Source organism: Microbacterium sp. M28, assembly GCF_025836995.1.
Taxonomy (GTDB): domain Bacteria; phylum Actinomycetota; class Actinomycetes; order Actinomycetales; family Microbacteriaceae; genus Microbacterium.
In genome coordinates this window covers 1,012,800-1,031,311 of sequence record NZ_CP107546.1, presented here as the reverse complement: position 1 = coordinate 1,031,311, position 18,512 = coordinate 1,012,800, and the positions used below count along the sequence as shown (strand labels likewise).

General features: G+C 67.8%; 14 protein-coding genes and 1 riboswitch. Of the genes, 5 read left to right on the top strand and 9 right to left on the bottom strand.

The features are described from left to right. Window positions 1-12: 12 nt before the first annotated feature. The 3 genes from OED01_RS05130 to typA form a co-directional block, all read right to left on the bottom strand. Entirely contained in the window at window positions 13-1,650 is a 1,638-nt protein-coding gene (locus tag OED01_RS05130; RefSeq protein WP_264157305.1) for an MFS transporter, read from the bottom strand. Further along, a complete protein-coding gene (gene glsA, locus OED01_RS05125) occupies window positions 1,647-2,657 on the bottom strand; it encodes a glutaminase A (RefSeq protein WP_264157304.1) in 1,011 nt (336 codons plus the stop codon). Before glsA ends, OED01_RS05130 begins: the two co-directional genes overlap by 4 nt. 87 nt (window positions 2,658-2,744) lie before the next feature. Further along, window positions 2,745-4,655 (bottom strand): translational GTPase TypA, encoded by a 1,911-nt coding sequence (gene typA, locus OED01_RS05120; RefSeq protein WP_264157303.1) that lies wholly within the window; start codon window positions 4,653-4,655, stop codon window positions 2,745-2,747. A gap of 98 nt (window positions 4,656-4,753) precedes the next feature. Here typA and OED01_RS05115 point away from each other — a divergent pair, with 98 nt between their 5' ends. Continuing rightward, window positions 4,754-5,527 carry a CPBP family intramembrane glutamic endopeptidase gene (locus OED01_RS05115; protein WP_264157302.1) on the top strand — a complete coding sequence of 258 codons (774 nt, stop codon included), beginning with the start codon at window positions 4,754-4,756 and terminating at the stop codon, window positions 5,525-5,527. 1 nt (window position 5,528) lies between these two features. On the opposite strand, the gene OED01_RS05110 is transcribed toward OED01_RS05115, so the two are convergent. The 5 genes from OED01_RS05110 to OED01_RS05090 form a co-directional block, all read right to left on the bottom strand. After that, window positions 5,529-6,107, bottom strand: a complete 579-nt coding sequence (locus OED01_RS05110) for a PH domain-containing protein (RefSeq protein ID WP_264157301.1) — start codon at window positions 6,105-6,107, stop codon at window positions 5,529-5,531. Next, complete coding sequence (locus tag OED01_RS05105; protein ID WP_264157300.1) at window positions 6,100-7,773, bottom strand: dipeptide ABC transporter ATP-binding protein; 1,674 nt, start codon at window positions 7,771-7,773, stop codon at window positions 6,100-6,102. Before OED01_RS05105 ends, OED01_RS05110 begins: the two co-directional genes overlap by 8 nt. Continuing rightward, window positions 7,770-8,711, bottom strand: a complete 942-nt coding sequence (locus tag OED01_RS05100) for an ABC transporter permease (RefSeq protein ID WP_264157299.1) — start codon at window positions 8,709-8,711, stop codon at window positions 7,770-7,772. Before OED01_RS05100 ends, OED01_RS05105 begins: the two co-directional genes overlap by 4 nt. Then, window positions 8,704-9,630, bottom strand: coding sequence for an ABC transporter permease (locus OED01_RS05095; protein WP_264157298.1), 927 nt, complete (start codon window positions 9,628-9,630; stop codon window positions 8,704-8,706). The genes OED01_RS05100 and OED01_RS05095 overlap by 8 nt, the downstream gene beginning before the upstream one ends. A 94-nt stretch (window positions 9,631-9,724) precedes the next feature. Continuing rightward, entirely contained in the window at window positions 9,725-11,359 is a 1,635-nt protein-coding gene (locus tag OED01_RS05090) for a peptide ABC transporter substrate-binding protein (protein WP_264157297.1), read from the bottom strand. Window positions 11,360-11,643: 284 nt separating this feature from the next. After that, window positions 11,644-11,735, top strand: a riboswitch (glycine riboswitch). Window positions 11,736-11,865: 130 nt separating this feature from the next. Here OED01_RS05090 and OED01_RS05085 point away from each other — a divergent pair. The 4 genes from OED01_RS05085 to OED01_RS05070 all read left to right on the top strand — a co-directional run bounded on the left by OED01_RS05085 (window position 11,866) and on the right by OED01_RS05070 (window position 15,544). Next, window positions 11,866-12,627, top strand: a complete 762-nt coding sequence (locus tag OED01_RS05085) for a DUF5058 family protein (protein WP_264157296.1) — start codon at window positions 11,866-11,868, stop codon at window positions 12,625-12,627. Window positions 12,628-12,659: 32 nt separating this feature from the next. After that, window positions 12,660-13,394: a hypothetical protein gene (locus OED01_RS05080; RefSeq protein ID WP_264157295.1), complete on the top strand. Its 735-nt coding sequence runs from the start codon at window positions 12,660-12,662 to the stop codon at window positions 13,392-13,394. A 25-nt stretch (window positions 13,395-13,419) separates the two neighbouring features. Beyond that, window positions 13,420-14,874, top strand: coding sequence for an amidohydrolase (locus OED01_RS05075; RefSeq protein ID WP_264157294.1), 1,455 nt, complete (start codon window positions 13,420-13,422; stop codon window positions 14,872-14,874). Between the two features lie 67 nt (window positions 14,875-14,941). Then, window positions 14,942-15,544, top strand: a complete 603-nt coding sequence (locus OED01_RS05070) for a TetR/AcrR family transcriptional regulator (RefSeq protein ID WP_264157293.1) — start codon at window positions 14,942-14,944, stop codon at window positions 15,542-15,544. Between the two features lie 39 nt (window positions 15,545-15,583). Here the strand turns inward: OED01_RS05070 and gcvP are convergent, their stop codons facing one another. Next, window positions 15,584-18,457: an aminomethyl-transferring glycine dehydrogenase gene (gene gcvP / locus OED01_RS05065; RefSeq protein ID WP_413231626.1), complete on the bottom strand. Its 2,874-nt coding sequence runs from the start codon at window positions 18,455-18,457 to the stop codon at window positions 15,584-15,586. Between the last annotated feature and the right edge of the window lie 55 nt (window positions 18,458-18,512).

The following is an 18,512-nucleotide window of genomic DNA, read 5'->3' as shown; positions in this document are numbered from 1 at the left end:
GTTATGAGTTCGTTATCTTCCGGCGGCGACCGGCGATGGGTCGGGGATCTCCTCCGGCTTGTAGCGCGGCAACCGGGATGCCGGGAGAATCGCCAGGGCGCTGACACCGGCGAGGATCAGCAGCCCTAGTTTCAGCGCTCCGAGACGCGCCTGCTCGTTGATCTCCACGGCCGCGTCGACCTGCTCCGCTGTGGCGTCCGTCTCATCCAGGACGGTGCGCAGGTCGTCGTTGCTGATGAAGTTCAGGTCGTCCATGTTGACCTGCTCGACCAGAGTCGGCGGAATCTCGGGATGCTCGACGACGGCGCTCGCGACGCCGATACCGAGCAGCGAGACCAGCAGCGCTCCCGCCACCGCGGTCCCGACGGCGGAGGCGAGATTCTGCGTCGTCCCTCGCATCGACCCGACATCGCCGGCGAGTTCGGCCGGCGCCGACGTCACGAGGACGTTGAACACCAGAGTCACCAAGGCGCCCTGCCCGATGCCGAACACGATCAGGCCGAGGATCGTCGGCAGCGTCTCCCAATTGTTCGTCACGACGAAGGACAGCCACAGCAGTGCCGCCGTGGTCAGGATGAAGCCGAAGACGCCGATCGTCCGCGGCGGATACCGCTTGTAGAAGCGCACGACGAGCGTCGCGGTGATAAACACCGTCAGGTTGAATGGCATCATGGCCAACGAGGTGTCGAACGGCGTCCGCCCCTGCACGATCTGGATGTAGAGCGGGATCGTGAAGTTCACGCAGGCTTCGAGCGCCACCACGATGAACATCGCGTAGACGGCCGCCCGTTCCCGCGAGGACTTCAGGATGCTCAGGTCGATCAGCGGCACTTTGCCTTCGCGCATGCGACGCCTGGTCCACCAGAAGAAGGTCTGGCCAAGCATGATCCCGATGACCACGAACACGGGAGCCGGCGACAGCCCCAGGACGTCGAAGGGCGCGGCGTCGGTCGCCTGGACCGCACCCCACGCGTTCAGGTTGTTGAACCCGAGCGTCAGCAGCACGATGGCCGCGCCGATCAGCGCGGACGCCACCAGATCGATGCGGACGGACGCATCGCCTCGGTCCCCGCGCAGTGTGAAGCTGAAGGCGAAGACGACGACGGCGATCGCGAGCACGATCATGAACACCGGACGCCATCCGACCAGTGTCCCCAGCGTGCCGCCGATGAGGAACGCGCTGACGCCGGAGATCGCACGGGCGGAGCCCAGCCCGCCGATCGCGGTGGCCTGCTGCGCACCCCGGTAGTTCTCGGCGATGAGCGCGACCAGCGCGGGCACGATGATGGCCGCCGACGCGCCGGCCAGTGCCTGGCCTGCGATGGCCCACGCGACCGTCTGAGAGAAGATCATCAGCACGGAGGATGCCGCGAACACCACGATCACGATGCGGAACATGAGGACCCAGCCGATCCGCTGCCCCAGTTTCGCCCCGGTCATCACCAGAGCGGCGACCGCGAGACCGTAGACGACGATCGTCGAGCTGACGACGGTCGGCGGAACGCCGAAGTCCTCGACCATCCCGCCGAGGGAGATGGGCAGCGCCGCGACGTTGAACGACATCAGCACCTGGGCGAGGAACAGGCTCACCATCGGCAACCAGCTGGCCCGAGTCTCGAGGTTTGTCGTCGGATCGTTCCGGGTGGTCATGGCTGCTCCTCGAGTCGGGCCGGCGCGGATGCGAACAGATTGAGGCCGAGGGCTCTGGACAGATGGCCGATCGCCAACTGCCCCCTGACCGAGTTGCCTGCGCTGTCGAGCGGAGGCGAGAACGCGGCCGCCGCGCCCTTGCCCGGTGCGACGGCGACGATGCCGCCGGCCACACCGGATTTGGCAGGAAGCCCGATCTCGAACAGCCATTCCCCCGACCGCTCGTACAGACCGCTCGACGCGACCACGGCGAGCGTGTCGCGGCAGACGTCGGCGGAGACCACGCGATCGCCGGTGACGGGGTTCACGCCACCGTCCGCGAGCGTCGCCCCCATGACCGCCAGGTCGTGCGCCGTCACGCTCAGGGCGCACTGGCGCGTGTACACGTCGACGATCTCATCCGGATCCTCGTTGAGCCGCCCGTAGCCGACGAGCAATCGGCCGATCGCCCGGTTGCGGTCGTTGGTCTCGGCCTCAGAGCGGTACACCTCGCCGTCCATGCGGAGCTGACGGCCGGCGAAGGCCGACAGCCCCTCGCGGATGCGTTCCCATTTCTCTGCGGATGTCGCGCCGGGCACGAGCGCCGTCGTCGCGATGGCACCGGCGTTCACCATCGGATTCATCGGGTGGCCGCCGTTGAGTTCGAGCGCCATCAACGAGTTGAATGCGAGGCCGGTGTTGTTGACTCCGACGACGTCGCGCACGTGGGCGTGGCCGTGCTCGGCGATGGCGAGCGCGTACACGAACATCTTCGAGATCGACTGGATCGAGAAGGCGTGCAGCGCGTCGCCGGCGTCGTGGACACCGCCGTCGACGTCGATCACCGCCAGTCCGAACAGCCCCGGATCGGCAGCGGCGAGGACCGGGATGTAGTCCGCGACGGACCCCGCGGCTTCAGACGCGTAGCGCGCGTGCGCCTCGCGCACGAGCTCATCCACACGCAACCATCCGGGCAGAGCCCCGGTGGACACCGACTGCGGCACTTCCTGGAACGGTGTCGGATCCACGTGGTCTCTCCTCGAATGAACGGCGCCCCCTGCGGCTAGGTCAAACCTAGCGGCAGGGGGCGTCGTCTCGAGCGCTATGCGCTGGGGTCAGGCGTTCGAGTCCTGGCGCTTCAGGCGTGATGCCTCGCGTCCACGGATCGTCTGGTCGAGGATCACCTTGCGGATGCGCACGACCTCGGGCGTGACCTCGACGCATTCGTCGTCACGGGCGAACTCGAGGCTCTCCTCCAGCGTCAGCTGACGCGGCGGCGTCATCGACTCGAAGGTGTCGGAGCTGGCCGCACGCATGTTGGTGAGCTTCTTCTCCTTGGTGATGTTCACGTCCATGTCGTCGGCGCGCGAGTTCTCACCGATGACCATGCCCTCGTAGACCTCCTGCGTGGGCTGCACGAAGAAGGACATGCGCTCCTGCAGGGCGATCATGGCGAACGGGGTGACGACGCCCTGACGGTCTGCGACGATCGAGCCGTTCTGACGCGTCGTGATCTGGCCTGCCCACGGCTCGTAGCCGTGCGAGATCGCGTTCGCGATGCCGGTGCCACGGGTCGTGGTGAGGAATTCGCTGCGGAAGCCGATCAGGCCTCGCGAGGGAACGATGAACTCCATGCGCACCCAGCCGGTGCCGTGGTTGGTCATGTTCTCCATGCGACCCTTGCGGTTCGCGAGCAGCTGCGTGATCGCGCCGAGGTGCTCCTCCGGCGTGTCGATCGTGAGGTGCTCGAACGGCTCGTAGGTCTTGCCGTCGATCTTCTTCGTGACCACCTGGGGCTTGCCGACGGTGAGTTCGAAGCCCTCGCGGCGCATGTTCTCGACGAGGATCGCCAGGGCGAGCTCGCCTCGGCCCTGCACCTCCCACGCGTCGGGGCGGCCGATGTCGACGACCTTGAGCGAGACGTTTCCGATGAGCTCCTTGTCGAGGCGGTCCTTCACCATGCGGGCGGTGAGCTTGTGCCCCTTGACCTTGCCCATCAGCGGCGACGTGTTGGTGCCGATCGTCATCGAGATGGCCGGGTCGTCGACCGTGATGGCCGGAAGCGGACGGACGTCCTCGGGGTCGGCGATGGTCTCGCCGATAGTGATGTTCTCGAAGCCGGCGATGGCGACGATGTCGCCCGGACCGGCCTCCTCAGCGGGGTAGCGCTCGAGGGCGCGGGTCTTGAGCAGCTCGGTGATGCGGGCGTTGCTGGTCGTGCCGTCCGCGCGGACCCAAGCGACGGTCTGGCCCTTCTTCAGCGTGCCGTTGAAGACGCGCAGCAGTGCGAGACGACCGAGGAACGGGCTGGAGTCGAGGTTGGTGACCCACGCCTGCAGAGGAGCCTCGTCGTCGTAGGACGGCGCGGGCACGTGCTGCAGGATCGCCTCGAACAGCGGCTCGAGGTCGTCGTTGTCGGGCAGCGAGCCGTCAGCGGGACGGTTGAGCGAGGCCGCACCGGCGCGGCCGGAGGCGTACACGACCGGGACGTCGAGCAGAGCGTCCACGTCGAGGTCCGGCACGTCGTCGACGAGGTCGGAGGCAAGGCCCAGCAGCAGGTCGTGCGCCTCCTCCTCGACCTCGGCGATGCGCGCGTCGGGACGGTCGGTCTTGTTGACCAGCAGGATGACGGGCAGCTTCGCCTCGAGCGCCTTGCGCAGCACGAAGCGGGTCTGAGGCAGCGGGCCCTCCGACGCGTCGACGAGCAGCACGACACCGTCGACCATCGACAGGCCTCGTTCGACCTCGCCGCCGAAGTCGGCGTGGCCAGGGGTGTCGATCACGTTGATCGTCACGGGCACATCGGTGTGTGCGCCGTTGTAGGTGATCGCGGTGTTCTTCGCGAGGATCGTGATGCCCTTTTCGCGCTCGAGATCGTTCGAATCCATGGCGCGTTCATCGACGTGCGCGTGCTCACCGAAGGAGCCGGTCTGACGGAGCATGGCATCGACCAGAGTGGTCTTGCCGTGGTCCACGTGCGCCACGATGGCGACGTTGCGGAGGTCGGAGCGGAGGGCGTGCGCCATGAAGGAGTCCTCAGGAGAATGTGGGATGCGCCGGGATGCCGACTCCTCAGGATATCGCACGCTCGCTGGAGCCTCTCTGAGCGGCTTACGATCGACGGATGACGACTCCCCCGGCATCCCGCGCGCGCCTGTGGTGGGAGATCGCGATCGTGCTGGCGCTGGGTCTGGGGCAGTCCGCGATCTACGCGATCGTGCAACTGGCCTACCGGCTGACCGACACCACGCCGCTCGCCGACCAGACGACGACCCTGAACCCCTCCCGCAGCGACCGCGAGGTCTTCGACTTCATCCACCAGGTGCTCTCGATCGGCTTCTCGCTCGTCCCGGTGCTGCTGGTGTGCTTCCTGCTCTGGCAGAACTCGCGCCCGCACCTGAAGCGGCTGGGTCTGGACGGCACCCGCATCGGCGGGGACACCGGCCGCGGCATCCTGCTGGTGCTCGCCATCGGCATCCCCGGTCTCGCGCTCTATCTCGCCGGCCGGATGCTGGGGTGGTTCGTCGCCGTGAACCCGGCCGGGCTCGATGCCCATTGGTGGACGGTGCCGATCCTGCTGCTCTCGGCCGCCCGAGCCTCGATCCAGGAGGAGTTCGTCGTCCTCGGCTACCTGTTCGCGCGGCTGAAGCAGCTCGGCTGGGGTCCGTGGCCGATCATCGTCGCGACGAGCATCCTCCGCGCCAGCTACCACCTGTACCAGGGGCCGGGCGCGTTCGTAGGGAACTTGGCCATGGGGCTCCTGTTCGGCTGGCTGTTCTCGCGTTCGGGGCGGTTGATGCCGTTCCTCGTCGCCCACTTCCTCATCGACGCCACGGTCTTCGTCGGGTACCCCTGGGCGGCGGCGACGTGGCCGACGCTGTTCGGGCTGCCCGGCTGATTCACCCCTGCGCGACGAGAATCGCGACCGCCGCCCACACGACGATGACACCGAGAGCGATCAGCGCCGGCGCGTCCCAGGAGCGGCGGATCGGGTCGTCGGCGGTGGAGGGCGCCTGGTCGCGTCGTTCGGTGATCTCGGTCAGGACGCGGACGCCCGTCGGCACGCGCGGCCCCTCGACCTCGCGTTCCTGGTCGCTCTGTCGCGGCGGACGCGCACGTGCCGGCCCACCGAGCGCGGTCGCAGTCGTGTCGTCGTCGAGCGCGAACTCCAGCTGCCAGCGGAAGTCGACGCCGCGCACCCGCTGCCAGCCGAACGACGTCCGGCGCAGCCCGTTCTGCACCGTCACGCCCACGGCATCCATGCGGACGAAGGACGCGGCCGCCGCCTCATAGGTGACCCACAGCACCAGCAGCGGCCAGGGGGCGAGCAGGAGCATCTGCGCCCAGCTGCCGCGGACGACGGCGTCGACGAGCAGGAGCAGCACCAGTACGGCGACGGCGCACACCAGCGCGAGTCCACCGATCGGACGCAGTGTGCGCACGTCGGGATCGGTGCGCGCCGCCCGCCCGTCAGCCATCGAGGACCGCAGCCCCCGGGATCGCCGCCAGCAGCCTCTCCGTGTAGGCCTGCTGCGGATCGGCGAAGATCTCGTCGACCGTCCCCTGCTCGACGACCCTGCCCTGCTCCATCACGCACACGAGATCGCTCGAGACGCGCACGACGGCGAGGTCGTGGGTGATGAACAGGTACGTGAGGCCGAGGCCGGACTGCAGTTCGGCGAGAAGCTGCAGGATCTGGTCCTGCACCAGCACGTCGAGCGCCGAGACCGCCTCGTCGAGAACCACGATGTCCGGCTTGAGCGCGAGGGCCCTGGCGATCGCGACACGCTGACGCTGTCCGCCGGAGAGCTCGTTGGGATACCGCGTCGCCAGCGCCTGCGGCAGGGAGACCTGGTCGAGGAGTTCCCTGACGCGTTCGCGCCGAGACGCCGTGTCCCCCACGTCGTGGATGTTCAGGGGCTCCGCGATCGTGTTGCCGATGTTGCGCAGCGGGTCGAGGGACCCGTACGGGTCCTGGAACACCGGCTGCATCCGACGGCGCAGGGCGAAAGCCTGCGCGTTGGACAGACGCGAGACGTCGATGCCGTCGATCTCGATGCTTCCGTCGGTGGGCTCTTCGAGCTTGAGGACCATCTTCGCCACGGTGGACTTGCCCGATCCGGACTCCCCCACCAGGGCGAGCGTCTTGCCGCGCGGGATGTCGAAGCTCACATCGTCGACGGCTCGGAACGGGATGCTGCGGAAGCCGCCCTGCCGGATCTTGTAGTCCTTGACCAGCCCGCGTACGCGGACGGTCGGAGGGATCGCCGCCAGCTGGTCCGACGTCTCGACTCCGCGATCCTCGACGACGGCCTGGATGCGCTGCGACGCGAGGCTGGGGGCTGCTGCGACCAATCGCTTGGTGTAGGGATGCTGCGGGTCGGTGAGGATCTGGCTGCTGGGACCGGCCTCGACGATGTTGCCGCCGTTCATGACGATGATCTTCTCCGCGCGCTCGGCCGCGAGGCCGAGGTCGTGCGTGATCAGCAGAACGGAGGTGCCCTTCTCTCTCGTCAGCTTCGCCATGTGGTCGAGGATGACGCGCTGCACGGTGACGTCGAGGGCCGAGGTCGGCTCATCGGCGATGAGCAGACGCGGGTCGGCTGCCAGTCCGATGCCGATCAGCGCGCGCTGCCGCATGCCGCCGGAGAACTGGTGCGGGTACTGATGCAGGCGTCGGTCCGCGTCGGCCAGCCCGGCCTGGCGCAGCACCTCGATCGCGCGTTCCTTGACGGCGGCGCGCCCCTGCACGATCCCGTTGGCGCGGATCGCCTCCTTCACCTGGAAGCCGATGCTCCACACCGGGTTGAGGTTCGACATCGGGTCCTGCGGCACGAAGCCGATGTCGCGACCGCGAACCTCCTCCATCGCGTTGCTGCTCAGCGCGGTGAGGTCTCGGCCCTCCAGCTCCACCGTCCCGCCGGTGATCTTCCCATTGCCGGGGAGCAGATTCACGATCGCCGTCGCCGTGGTCGACTTGCCCGATCCGGATTCGCCGACGATCGCGAGGGTCTCGCCGGGCATGACGTCGAAGCTGATGCCGTGCAGCACCTCGTTCTCGCCGTCCTGCGTGTGGAAGGCGACCTTCAGGTCTCGGACGCGGAGCATCGGGGCCTGGAGGTCGGCCTGCGGATAGCGGCTCATCGGCGTGCCCTCGCCTTCGGGTCGAGGGCGTCGCGGATCAGCTCGCCCAGTGTCACGAACGCGAGCACGGCCAGCGTGAGCGCGATCGACGGATAGATGAGGGATGCCGGTGCGACGCGGAGCGCTGCCTGCGCCTTGCTGATGTCATTGCCCCACGACACGATCGAGCCGCCCAGGCCGACGCCGAGGAAAGACAGGGTCGCCTCGGCCACGATCGCGGTCGCAAGGCCGAGGGTCGTGACCACCAGCAGCGGCGCGATCGAGTTGGGCAGCACGTGGCTGAGCAGTGTGCGGAACTTCGACTGGCCCAGAGCTCGGGAAGCCATCACGAAATCGGATTGTCGGACCCGCAGCACCTCGGCGCGCAGCACCCGGGCGCTGGCGGCCCACGCGAATCCGCCGATCGCGAGCGAGAGCGTCCAGACCGATCGGTAGTCCGAGAACACGGTCATCACGACGACCGCCGCGAGGATATACGGGATGGCGAAGAAGATGTCGCCGATGCGCGAGAGCAGACCGTCCAGCCAGCCGCCGTAGAACCCGGCGAGCGCCCCCATGATGAGGCCGATGGTGGAGGAGAGCAGCGTCGCGAGCAGACCGACCGACAGCGATGTGCGCGCCCCCCACACGATCCTGGCGTAGATGTCGCAGCCCTGGAACGTGTATCCGAGCGGGTGCCCGGGTGCGGGCCCTTCGTTGCTGTAGTCGAGCGAGCACTGCCGCGGCGAGACAGGGGTGAACAGGGTCGGCCACGCCGCCATCACGATGAAGATCAATGCGAGGACGATGGAGAACCAGAACAGCGGACGGCGCCGCAGATCGCGCCAGGCGTCGCGCCACAGGTTGCTGGGCTTCTCGGCGACTCTGACCGCGTCGACCGCGATGGTCTCGGTCACGACCGGGGCGACGTAGTGCGTGCGTGAGGTGGAGTCAGACATAGCGGATCCTCGGGTCGAGTAGGCCGTAGAGCAGGTCGACGATGAGGTTCACGAGCACGTAGAGCACAACGAACACCGTGACGAAGGAGACGACGGTCGGCCCCTCTCCGCGGATCGCCGCCTGGTACAGCGTGTTGCCGACGCCGGGAACGTTGAAGATGCCCTCGGTCACGGTCGCACCGACCAGCAGGACCCCGAAGTTGGTCGCCGAGTTGGTGATGACGGGCAGGAGGGAGTTGCGCAGCACGTGCACGGGCAGCACACGGTAGCGGGACAGGCCCTTGCTGTAGGCCGAGCGCACCCAGTCCTGGCCGAGCGTCTCGATGACGGAGCCGCGCATGAGGCGCATGCTCACCGGATAGAGGCTTATGCCGAGGACGATGGCGGGCAGCCAGAGATCCCCCCAGTCGTTCTGGGCCCCGACGGTGGGGCGGAACCAACCCCATTGGATGGCGAGGAAGTACTGCGCCAGGAAGCAGAGCACGAAGATCGGCACGGCGATGGCCAGCAGCGCGATCACGAGCGACGTGTTGTCGAACAGCCTGCCCTTGCGCAGTGCCGAGATCGTGCCGATGACGATCGCGAGCACGAACTCGATGCCGATCGCCATGACGGCCAGGCGCCCGGTCACGGGCAGAGTCTCGGCGAGCACTTCGCCGACCGCCCTCCCGGAGAACGTGACACCGAAGTCGCCCTGCAGCACACCGGTGATGTAGTACCAGTACTGCACCAGGAACGGTTCGTCCAGGTGGTAGCGCTCGTGCAGCGCCGCCAGCAGCGCCGGATTCGGTGTCCTGTCACCGAACAGAGCCAGGATCGGATCGCCCGGCATCGCGAAGACGAGTGCGTAGATGAGAAGCGTGGCGCCGAAGAACACGGGGATGACCTGCAGGAGGCGCCGGATGATGTAGGTGAGCATTCGCTGTCCCTTCGGGATAGCGAGCAGGCTCGACAGGGAGCGTCATACGGGGCGGCGATGCTCTCGCCGCCCCGTAGCGCTCGATCCGCCGTTACTACTCGGCGGCCTTCGTGATCTCGTGGAAGATCGGCACGGAGTTCCATCCGAACGTCACGTTGTCGACGTTCTCTCCGTACCCACCGGTCACGTTCTGATACCAGAGCGGGATCGCCGGCAGGTCGTTGAGCAGGATCTCCTGCGCCTTGCTGAAGTCCTCGACCTGAGCGTCGACATCGGTGTTGCTGATGCCCGAGCTCAGCAGCTCGTCGAACTCCGGGTTGCTGTAATCGCCGTCGTTGGAACCGGCGTTGGTGGCGTACAGCGGTCCGAGGAAGTTGTACAGCCCCGGGTAGTCGGCCTGCCATCCGGAGCGGGCCGCGGTCGTGATCGTTCCGTCGTTGACCTTCTCGCGGATGGCGGCGAAGGTCGGGTACGGCTCACCGGACGCCTCGATGCCGAGCGTGTTCGAGATCGAGTTCGTCACGGCCTCGACCCACTCCTCGTGGCCGCCGTCGGAGTTGTACGCGATCTTGAACTCGCCCTCCCACGGGGAGATGGCGTCGGCCTCGGCCCACAGTTCCTTGGCCTTCTCCGGGTTGTACTCGAGCACCTCCTTGCCCTCGAGCTCGTCGGTCCAGCCGTCGATGACCGGGGACGTGAAGTCGGATGCCGGCGTTCGGGAGTCGAAGAAGATCTTCTCCGTGATCTGCGCGCGGTCGAAGGACATCGAGATGGCCTGACGCCGCAGGATGCCCTCTTCGCCGCCGAAGTGCGGCAGGAACTGTCCGATCGTGAACGACTGGAACAGCGCGGACGGCTGGTTCACCGCACGGTCGCCGAGGTCGTCCTGGAAGGTGGGCAGGGACACGGGTGCGATCTCGTCGATCACATCGACGTTGCCGCCGAGCAGGTCGGCGTACGAGGCATCCTGCGTGGCGTAGAAGTTGATCGTCAGACCACCGTTGGCCGGCTTGCGACCGCCCTGGTAGTCGTCGTTGCGGACCAGCTCGATCTTGACGTCGTGCTCCCAGGCCTCCTCGTCCGCGAGCATGTACGGTCCGTTGCCGATCGGGCTCTCCCCGAAGGCCGCCATGTCCTCGAAGGCCACGTCAGGGAGCGGGTAGTAGGCGGAGTAGCCCAGGCGCAGCGCGAAGTCCGCGGCCGGCTTGTTCAGCGCGATCGTGAACTCGTAGTCGCTGACCTGCTCAAGCCCCGTCAGCTCCGAGTCCGCGTCCCAGCTGAAGCCTTCGATGTCCTCGAAGAAGTAGCTCGAGAGGTGGGCGTTGGAGAGCTTCGCGCCCTCGTTCCACGCCTTGATGAAGTTGTCGGCCGTGACCTCTTCCCCGTCGGTGAAGGTCTGCCCCTCCTTGAGCTTGACGCGGATGAGCTGCGGGTCCTCGACGATGATCTCCTCAGCCATGTCGTTGACCGGCGCACCCTCGGCGTCGTAGTAGACCAGGCCGGCGAAGATGTTGTCGAGGATCTTGCCGCCGCCGACCTCGTTGGTGTTGGTCGGGATGAGCGGGTTCTCGGGTTCTGTGCCGTTCGTCGTGATGATCGCGTCCGCGTCGGCCGCGGCGCCGGAATCGCCTTCGGGATCCGGATCACCGCCCGACGAGCATCCGGCCAGTGCGATCAAGCCTGCGGTCAGCAGCGCCGCGCCTGCGAGGGCGCCTCTGTTTCGCTTCATTTTGTGTCCTCCTGTGGACATCGATGAACGCGCACTCCTCGTCGAGTACGTCGCGATACTCAGAGCGTAAGCCCGTCAGTGCTTCAGCGGCAGTCTCCGTTAATCAACTGTTACTGAACGAGCGGTCGGAAAATACTCGCGCCGCCTTTTCGACGGCGATCCCCCCGCGCCGGCGGACCGTTACACACCCGTAACCGCACCGGTCTTCCGCTGTAATCGGACAATGTCCATTATTGACCCACAACACGAAACACCGGCGGTCGCACATCCGCGACCGACGCCCGAACAGTCACCGGGGAGAGATCCGCACGAGATGCGGACGCCGAAGGGGCAAGCCACCCGCCAATCTCTCAGGCAGAAGGACCCGCTGACTGGGGAACTCTGGAGAGAGGCCTCGCGAGGCCCGCCGAAGGGGAAGCGCACAGCGCGACACTCTCAGGCACAACGGACAGAGGGGAACCGGAACTCCGCCCGGAGTTCGGCAGCTCTACGCAAGGAGACCGCCCGTGTCCTTCGTCCCCATCGTCCTCGATCCGAACTCCACCGATATCCTGGCCGCGGCGAATCAGCCGGTTCTCTGGCTGTGCGCGGCAGGCGTCTTCGCCGTGATAGCCGCGCAGACGATCATCTACTACCGCGCTGCCAGACGCGCGGCCCCCGCCGTCGAGATGAGCGCGACCGATGTGAAGCGCTCGTTCCGCTCCGGCGCCGTGGCGGCGATCGGCCCTTCCATGGCTGTGGCGCTGATCGCCGTCACTCTGCTCAGCGTCTTCGGAACACCCGGAGTGCTCACCCGCATCGGCCTGATCGGCTCAGCCGCGTTCGAGGTGGGCGCGGCCGGAATCGCCGCCGAGACCCAGGGCGTCGTGCTCGGCGGCGACGGCTACACGCAGCAGGTCTTCGCGACGGTGATGCTCTGCATCGCCCTCGCGGGATCCGGGTGGATGCTCGTCACACTCATCGTGACGCCGCTGCTCAAGCGCGGCACCGACCGTCTGGAGGCGAAGCAGGCTGCAACCACCGGCGGCGCGATGGCGATCATCCCGACCGCCGCGCTGCTCGGCGCCTTCGGCACCTTCGGCATCCAGCAGCTGCAGAAGGGACTCGCGGTCGCCATCGTCGCCATCGCGAGCGCACTCGTCATGCTCCTCTGCCTCTGGATCGCCAAGGCCTTCCGCCAGGACTGGCTCAAGGAGTGGGCACTCGGCATATCGATGATCGTCGCGATCGGCGTCGGCATCCTCGTATCGAACGCAGGCATCCAATGAACGTCCCAGCGCAGCAGAGCGGAGCATCCCTCATGTCGACATCCACCTCCCCGACGACCTCGCCCGTGACCGCAGGGGCCTGGAAGCAGTTCGACACGACGACGTCTCGGTGGGGGCGGATCACGATGATCCTCGCGCTCGTCCTCATGCTCGCGGGACCCCTCGTGCTCGCGATCGAGTTCGGCGTTCAGGTGTCCGCGGTCGCGGCCGGTGTCGTGGCGATCGCCTTCGCCTTCGGCGTGCTCTGGTTCATCGAACCTCTCTCGTACTTCCCGATCCTCGGGGCGGCGAGCATGTACCAGGCGTTCATGATCGGCAACATCAGCAACAAGCTCGTTCCGGCCGCGATCGTGGCCCAGTCCGCCATCGGGGCGAAGCCGGAGACCAAGCGCGGCCAGCTCGCGGCCGTTCTCGCGATCTGCGGCGCCGCCGCGACGCATCTGGTGAGTCTGCTCGTGTTCGTCGGCCTCTTCGGGTCCCTGCTGCTGCGGCTGCTCCCCCCTGAAGTCATCACCCAAGTGCAGACCTTCGTGCTGCCGGCGGTGATGGGAGCGGTCGTCGTGCAGATGATCTCGTCGAACCCCAACATCCGGATCCTCACGATCGCGGTCGTCGTCGGCGTCGTCGTCCAGCTCGTGCTCACGCCGCTGTTCCCCGCCGTCGCCCTGTTCGGCATCGCGCTCTCCGTGATCGCGACCGTCGTCTTCGCGCTGATCCTCCCCGTCGGGAAGAAGAAGCCGAAGCCCGCCGCCGAAGACCTCTCCTGAAACACCGAGTCCTGGAGGACCGAACATGATCACCGAAACGACAACGACCGTCGCCGACATCGCCCCGATCGTCGACGAGCTCTCGCCGCGATTCGTCCGACTCAGCGACGACATCTGGGCCGAGCCGGAACTGCGCTGGGAAGAACACGCGTCGATGGCCAAGCAGATCGCGGCCGCCGAAGAGTTCGGCGGCCGGATCACCCGGGCCGCGGGCGGCGTCCCGACCGCGTTCAGCGCCGAGTGGGGCGCCGGATCGCCGGTCATCGCGTTCCTCGGCGAGTACGACGCCCTCGCCGGGCTCAGCCAAGCGGCGGGTGCGACCGAACGCACCCCGGATCCGGACAGCGGCAGCGACGCGGGTCATGGCTGCCACCACAACCTCCTCGGCTCCGGATCGCTCCTGGCCGCCGTCGCCGCCGCTCGGCATCTCGAGACCGCCGGCCTGCCGGGGACGGTCCGCTACTACGGCTGCCCGGCTGAGGAGGGAGCAGCCGGGAAGACGTTCATGGTGGCCGCCGGCGCCTTCGACGACGTCGACGCGGCCGTGACGAACCATCCGATGCCCCTCGCCTCCGCTGCGCAGTGGAAGACCCTCGCGTACACGCAGGCGTACTTCCGGTTCCGGGGTCTGGCCGCTCATGCCGGCGCCAACCCCCAGCACGGCCGCAGCGCCCTGGACGCGGCCGAACTCATGAACGTCGGCGTGAACTTCCTGCGCGAGCACATGGACGACACCGATCGCATCCACTACGCCTTCGTCGACGCGGGCGGAACGTCGGCCAACGTCGTCCAGGCGACGGCCGAGCTCTACTACATCGTGCGCTCGCCCACGGTCGCGCGCATGCGCACGCTGTACGAACGGGTCAAGAAGGTCGCCCACGGCGCGGCGATGATGACGGAGACCGAGGTGGAGATCGAGTTCGACGGCGCCTGCGCCGAAGTGCTGCCCAACGCGACGCTGGAGAAGCACATGCAGGCGGTGTTCGAGGAGCTCGGCGGGGTCGACTTCGACGAAGCGGACCAGGCCTATGGACGGGTCCTGTCCGCCGGCCTCCCCGATGGGGCTGCCGAGGCGATGAAGCGCCAGCTCGGCATCCCCGCCGACAGCCCCGCGTACTTCGACGGGGTGCTGCCGCTGCCGCCGGCCGCCCTGCGCCCGCAGATGACGGGCTCGACCGACGTCGGCGACGTGAGCTGGGTCACCCCGACGGTGCAGATGGGAGCGGGGACCGCGATCGTCGGCACGCCAGGACACTCCTGGCAGATGGTCGCGCAGGGCAAGACCGCGGCCGCGCACAAGGGCATGATCCACGGGGCGAAGGTCATGGCGGCCACAGCGATCGATCTGTTCACCGACGCCGAGCTGCTGGCCGCGGCGCAGCGGGAGTTCGCGGACATCATCGCGGTCACGCCCTACGACAAGCCGCTGCCGAAAGGACTCATCCCGCCGTCGCTGCGCCCGTCGTACCGCCCGGCCTAGACGGCGCACAGGATGCCGGGGCGGCTCGCTCGCCCCGGCATCCTGCTGATCGGGGAGAATGGCGGGGATGATCGAGGCCGGATCCAAACAGGAGACCCTGCGGACGCGACGCGTGGACAGCAGCGATCGACGCGTGCTCAAGACGCGACGGAAGCTGCTCGACGCGTTCAGAAGGCTCGTCGACGCCGACGAAGTGCGCACGGCCGGGGTGGCGAGGATCGTTCGAGAGGCGGGGACGACCCGGTCCTCGTTCTATGCGCACTTCTCCGGGATCGGCGACCTCGCTGCGACGGCGCTCAGCGACTTCAGCGAATCGCTGATCGCCCAGGCCCGCGTCGCGATCGTCGATGGCGCGTCCAAGACCGCGGTCAACCGGCAGGTGCTGTTGGACATCGCCCGCTTCATCGCCGACCACCGCACGACCTACGGCGTACTGCTCACGTCCGACCCGGCCTTCGTCGAAGGCTTCGCAACCGGACTCACCGAGTCGGTGCTCATCACCCTGCGCACGCGAGTGACGCTCGCCGCGGACCCGGAGGTCACAGCCCGCTATATCGCTGCCGGGACGCTCGCTGCGATCTCCTGGTGGTTGACGGACGGTCGCGAACGCACGGCGGAAGAGCTGGCCGACGCGTTGATCGCGATCGCACCGCCTGATCTGCGCGACTGACCCGGCGTGCCGGCATGATGCCGGCACGCCGGGGACGCGTCAGGCGAACGCCTCGATCGGCGGGCACGCGCACACGAGGTTGCGGTCGCCGTACGCCTGATCGATGCGCCGCACCGGCGGCCAGTACTTCCCTGCGACGAGCGCCGGCACAGGGTACGCAGCCTCCTCACGGGTGTAGGAGTGGTTCCACTCCCCCGCGATCAGAGACACAGCGGTGTGCGGCGCGTTCACGAGCGGGTTGTCACCGGCACCCCAGCGACCGGCGGCCACGGCTTCCGCTTCGGCCTTGATCATGATCATGGCCTCGATGAACCGCTCGATCTCGCCGAGATCCTCGGACTCCGTCGGCTCGACCATCAGAGTCCCAGGGACCGGGAACGACATCGTCGGCGCGTGGAAGCCGTAGTCGATGAGGCGCTTGGCGACATCGTCGACCGTGATGCCGGTCGCCTCCTTGAGCGGACACAGATCCAGGATGCACTCGTGCGCGACGCGACCGTTCTCGCCCGTGTACAGCACCGGGAAGTGCTCGCGCAGACGCTCGGCGATGTAGTTCGCCGACAGGACAGCCGCAGCCGTCGCGTCGCGCAGCCCTGCCGCACCCATCATCCGCACGTACGCCCACGAGATCGGCAGGATGCCTGCTGATCCGTAAGGAGCCGCCGAGACGACGCCGCCGTCGAAGACGAATCCGCCGAAGTGCTCCGCGCGCTGGGCGAGAGGGTGCGAGGGCAGGAACGGCGCCAGGTGCGCCTTGGCCGCCACCGGACCCACACCGGGTCCGCCGCCGCCGTGCGGGATCGCGAACGTCTTGTGCAGGTTCAGGTGCGAGACGTCTCCGCCCAGGTCGCCGAACCGGGCGTAGCCGAGCAGCGCGTTGAGGTTCGCACCGTCGACGTACACCTGTCCGCCGGCGTCATGCACGGCGGAGGTGATCTCGACCACCTGCTGCTCGTAGACGCCGTGCGTCGACGGATACGTGATCATCAGAGCCGACAGCTCGTCCGCGTTGGCGGCGATCTTGGCGCGCAGATCGTCCAGGTCGACGTTTCCGAGCTCGTCGCAGGCCACCACGACGACCTTCATCCCGGCAAGGACCGCGGATGCCGCGTTCGTGCCGTGCGCGGACGACGGGATGAGGCACACCGTGCGGTGGTCGTCGCCGTTCGCGAGGTGGAACCCGCGGATCGCCAGGAGCCCGGCGAGCTCGCCCTGCGAACCGGCGTTCGGCTGCAGCGAGACGGCGTCGTATCCGGTGACCTCGGCGAGCCAGCCCTCGAGCTGATCGATGAGCTCCAGGTAGCCGGCGACGTCGGATGCCGGGGCGAACGGGTGGATGCCCGCGAACTCCGGCCACGTGATCGCGGCCATCTCGGTCGCCGCGTTCAGCTTCATCGTGCACGACCCCAGCGGGATCATGCCGCGATCGAGCGCGTAGTCGCGGTCTGCGAGACTCTTGAGGTACCGCATCATGGCGGTCTCGGAGCGGTGCACGTGGAACACCGGGTGCGTCAGGTACTCGTCCTGGCGACGCAGCGCGCCCGGCAGCGCGTTGGCGTCGCCGGTGAGTCCGAAAGCCCGCTCCTGCCTGCCGCCGAACACCATGGCGATCTGGTGCAGCTCCGCGACAGTGGTCGTCTCGTCGACCGAGATGCCGAGCGTGTCACCGTCCGCGACGTGGAACAGGATGCCGTAGCCGTGGTGCGCCTGCTCAGCGTACTCGGCTGCACGGCCGGGCACACGCAGCGACAGTGTGTCGAAGAAGGCGTCGAAGGCGATCTCGACGCCGGCTTCCACGAGCCAGTCGCGCAGCAGGGCGGCCTTCGCCGCCGTCTCGGATGCGATCGCCCGCAGTCCGTCTGGGCCGTGATAGACCGCGTACATCGAGGCCATGACGGCCAGCAGCACCTGCGCGGTGCAGATGTTGCTCGTCGCCTTCTCGCGGCGGATGTGCTGCTCGCGCGTCTGCAGCGACAGACGGTAGGCCGGCTTGCCGTCGGCATCCACCGAGACGCCGACGAGGCGGCCGGGGAGCTGCCGCTCGAGGCCCTGACGAACGGCCATGTACCCGGCGTGCGGTCCGCCGAAGCCCATCGGAACGCCGAAGCGCTGCGTCGTGCCGACGGCGACGTCCGCGCCGAGCGATCCGGGCGAGGCGATCAGGGTGAGCGCCAGGAGGTCCGCCGCGACGACGGCGAGGCCTCCGGCGACGTGAGCCGCGTCGATCACCGCCGACGGGTCCCACACGAGTCCGGAGGCGGCCGGGTACTGCACGAACACTCCGAACAGCTCATCCGGCAGCGCCTCGCCTGCGGCGAGATCGCGCTCGACGAGTTCGATGCCGACGGCATCCGCGCGGGTGGCGAGCAGCGCCTTGGTCTGCGGGAACGCACCGGAGTCGACCACGAACACGTTCGTGGTGGCCTTCGACGCGCGCCGCGCCAGCAGCATCCCCTCGGCGACGGCCGTCGACTCGTCCAGCATGGACGCGTTCGCGGTCGTCAGCCCCGTCAGCTCGGAGACCATGGTCTGGAAGTTGATCAGCGCCTCGAGCCGTCCCTGCGAGATCTCGGGCTGATACGGCGTGTACGCCGTGTACCAGGACGGGTTCTCCAGGACGTTGCGCTGGATGACGCTCGGCGTGATCGTGCCGTAGTAGCCCAGACCGATCATCGGCGTGTTGACGGTGTTGCGGGCGGCGAGCGCACGCAGCTCGGCGAGCGCTTCGGCCTCGCTGGCGGCGGCGGGGATGATCGTGTCACCCGGTGCAGGGGCCCCGAGCCCGGAGGCTCCGGGCAGCGCGCCAGCGCTGTCTGGAGTGGGCGTAGGGGACAAGATGGACGCGGGAACGGCCTGGCGCATCAGCTGCTCGACGGGAGCTTCGGCATCCGTGATGCCGAGCGCGTCGAGCATGAGCCGCTGCGTCTCGGAGGTCGTCCCGATGTGACGGTCGGCGAAGGAGACCACT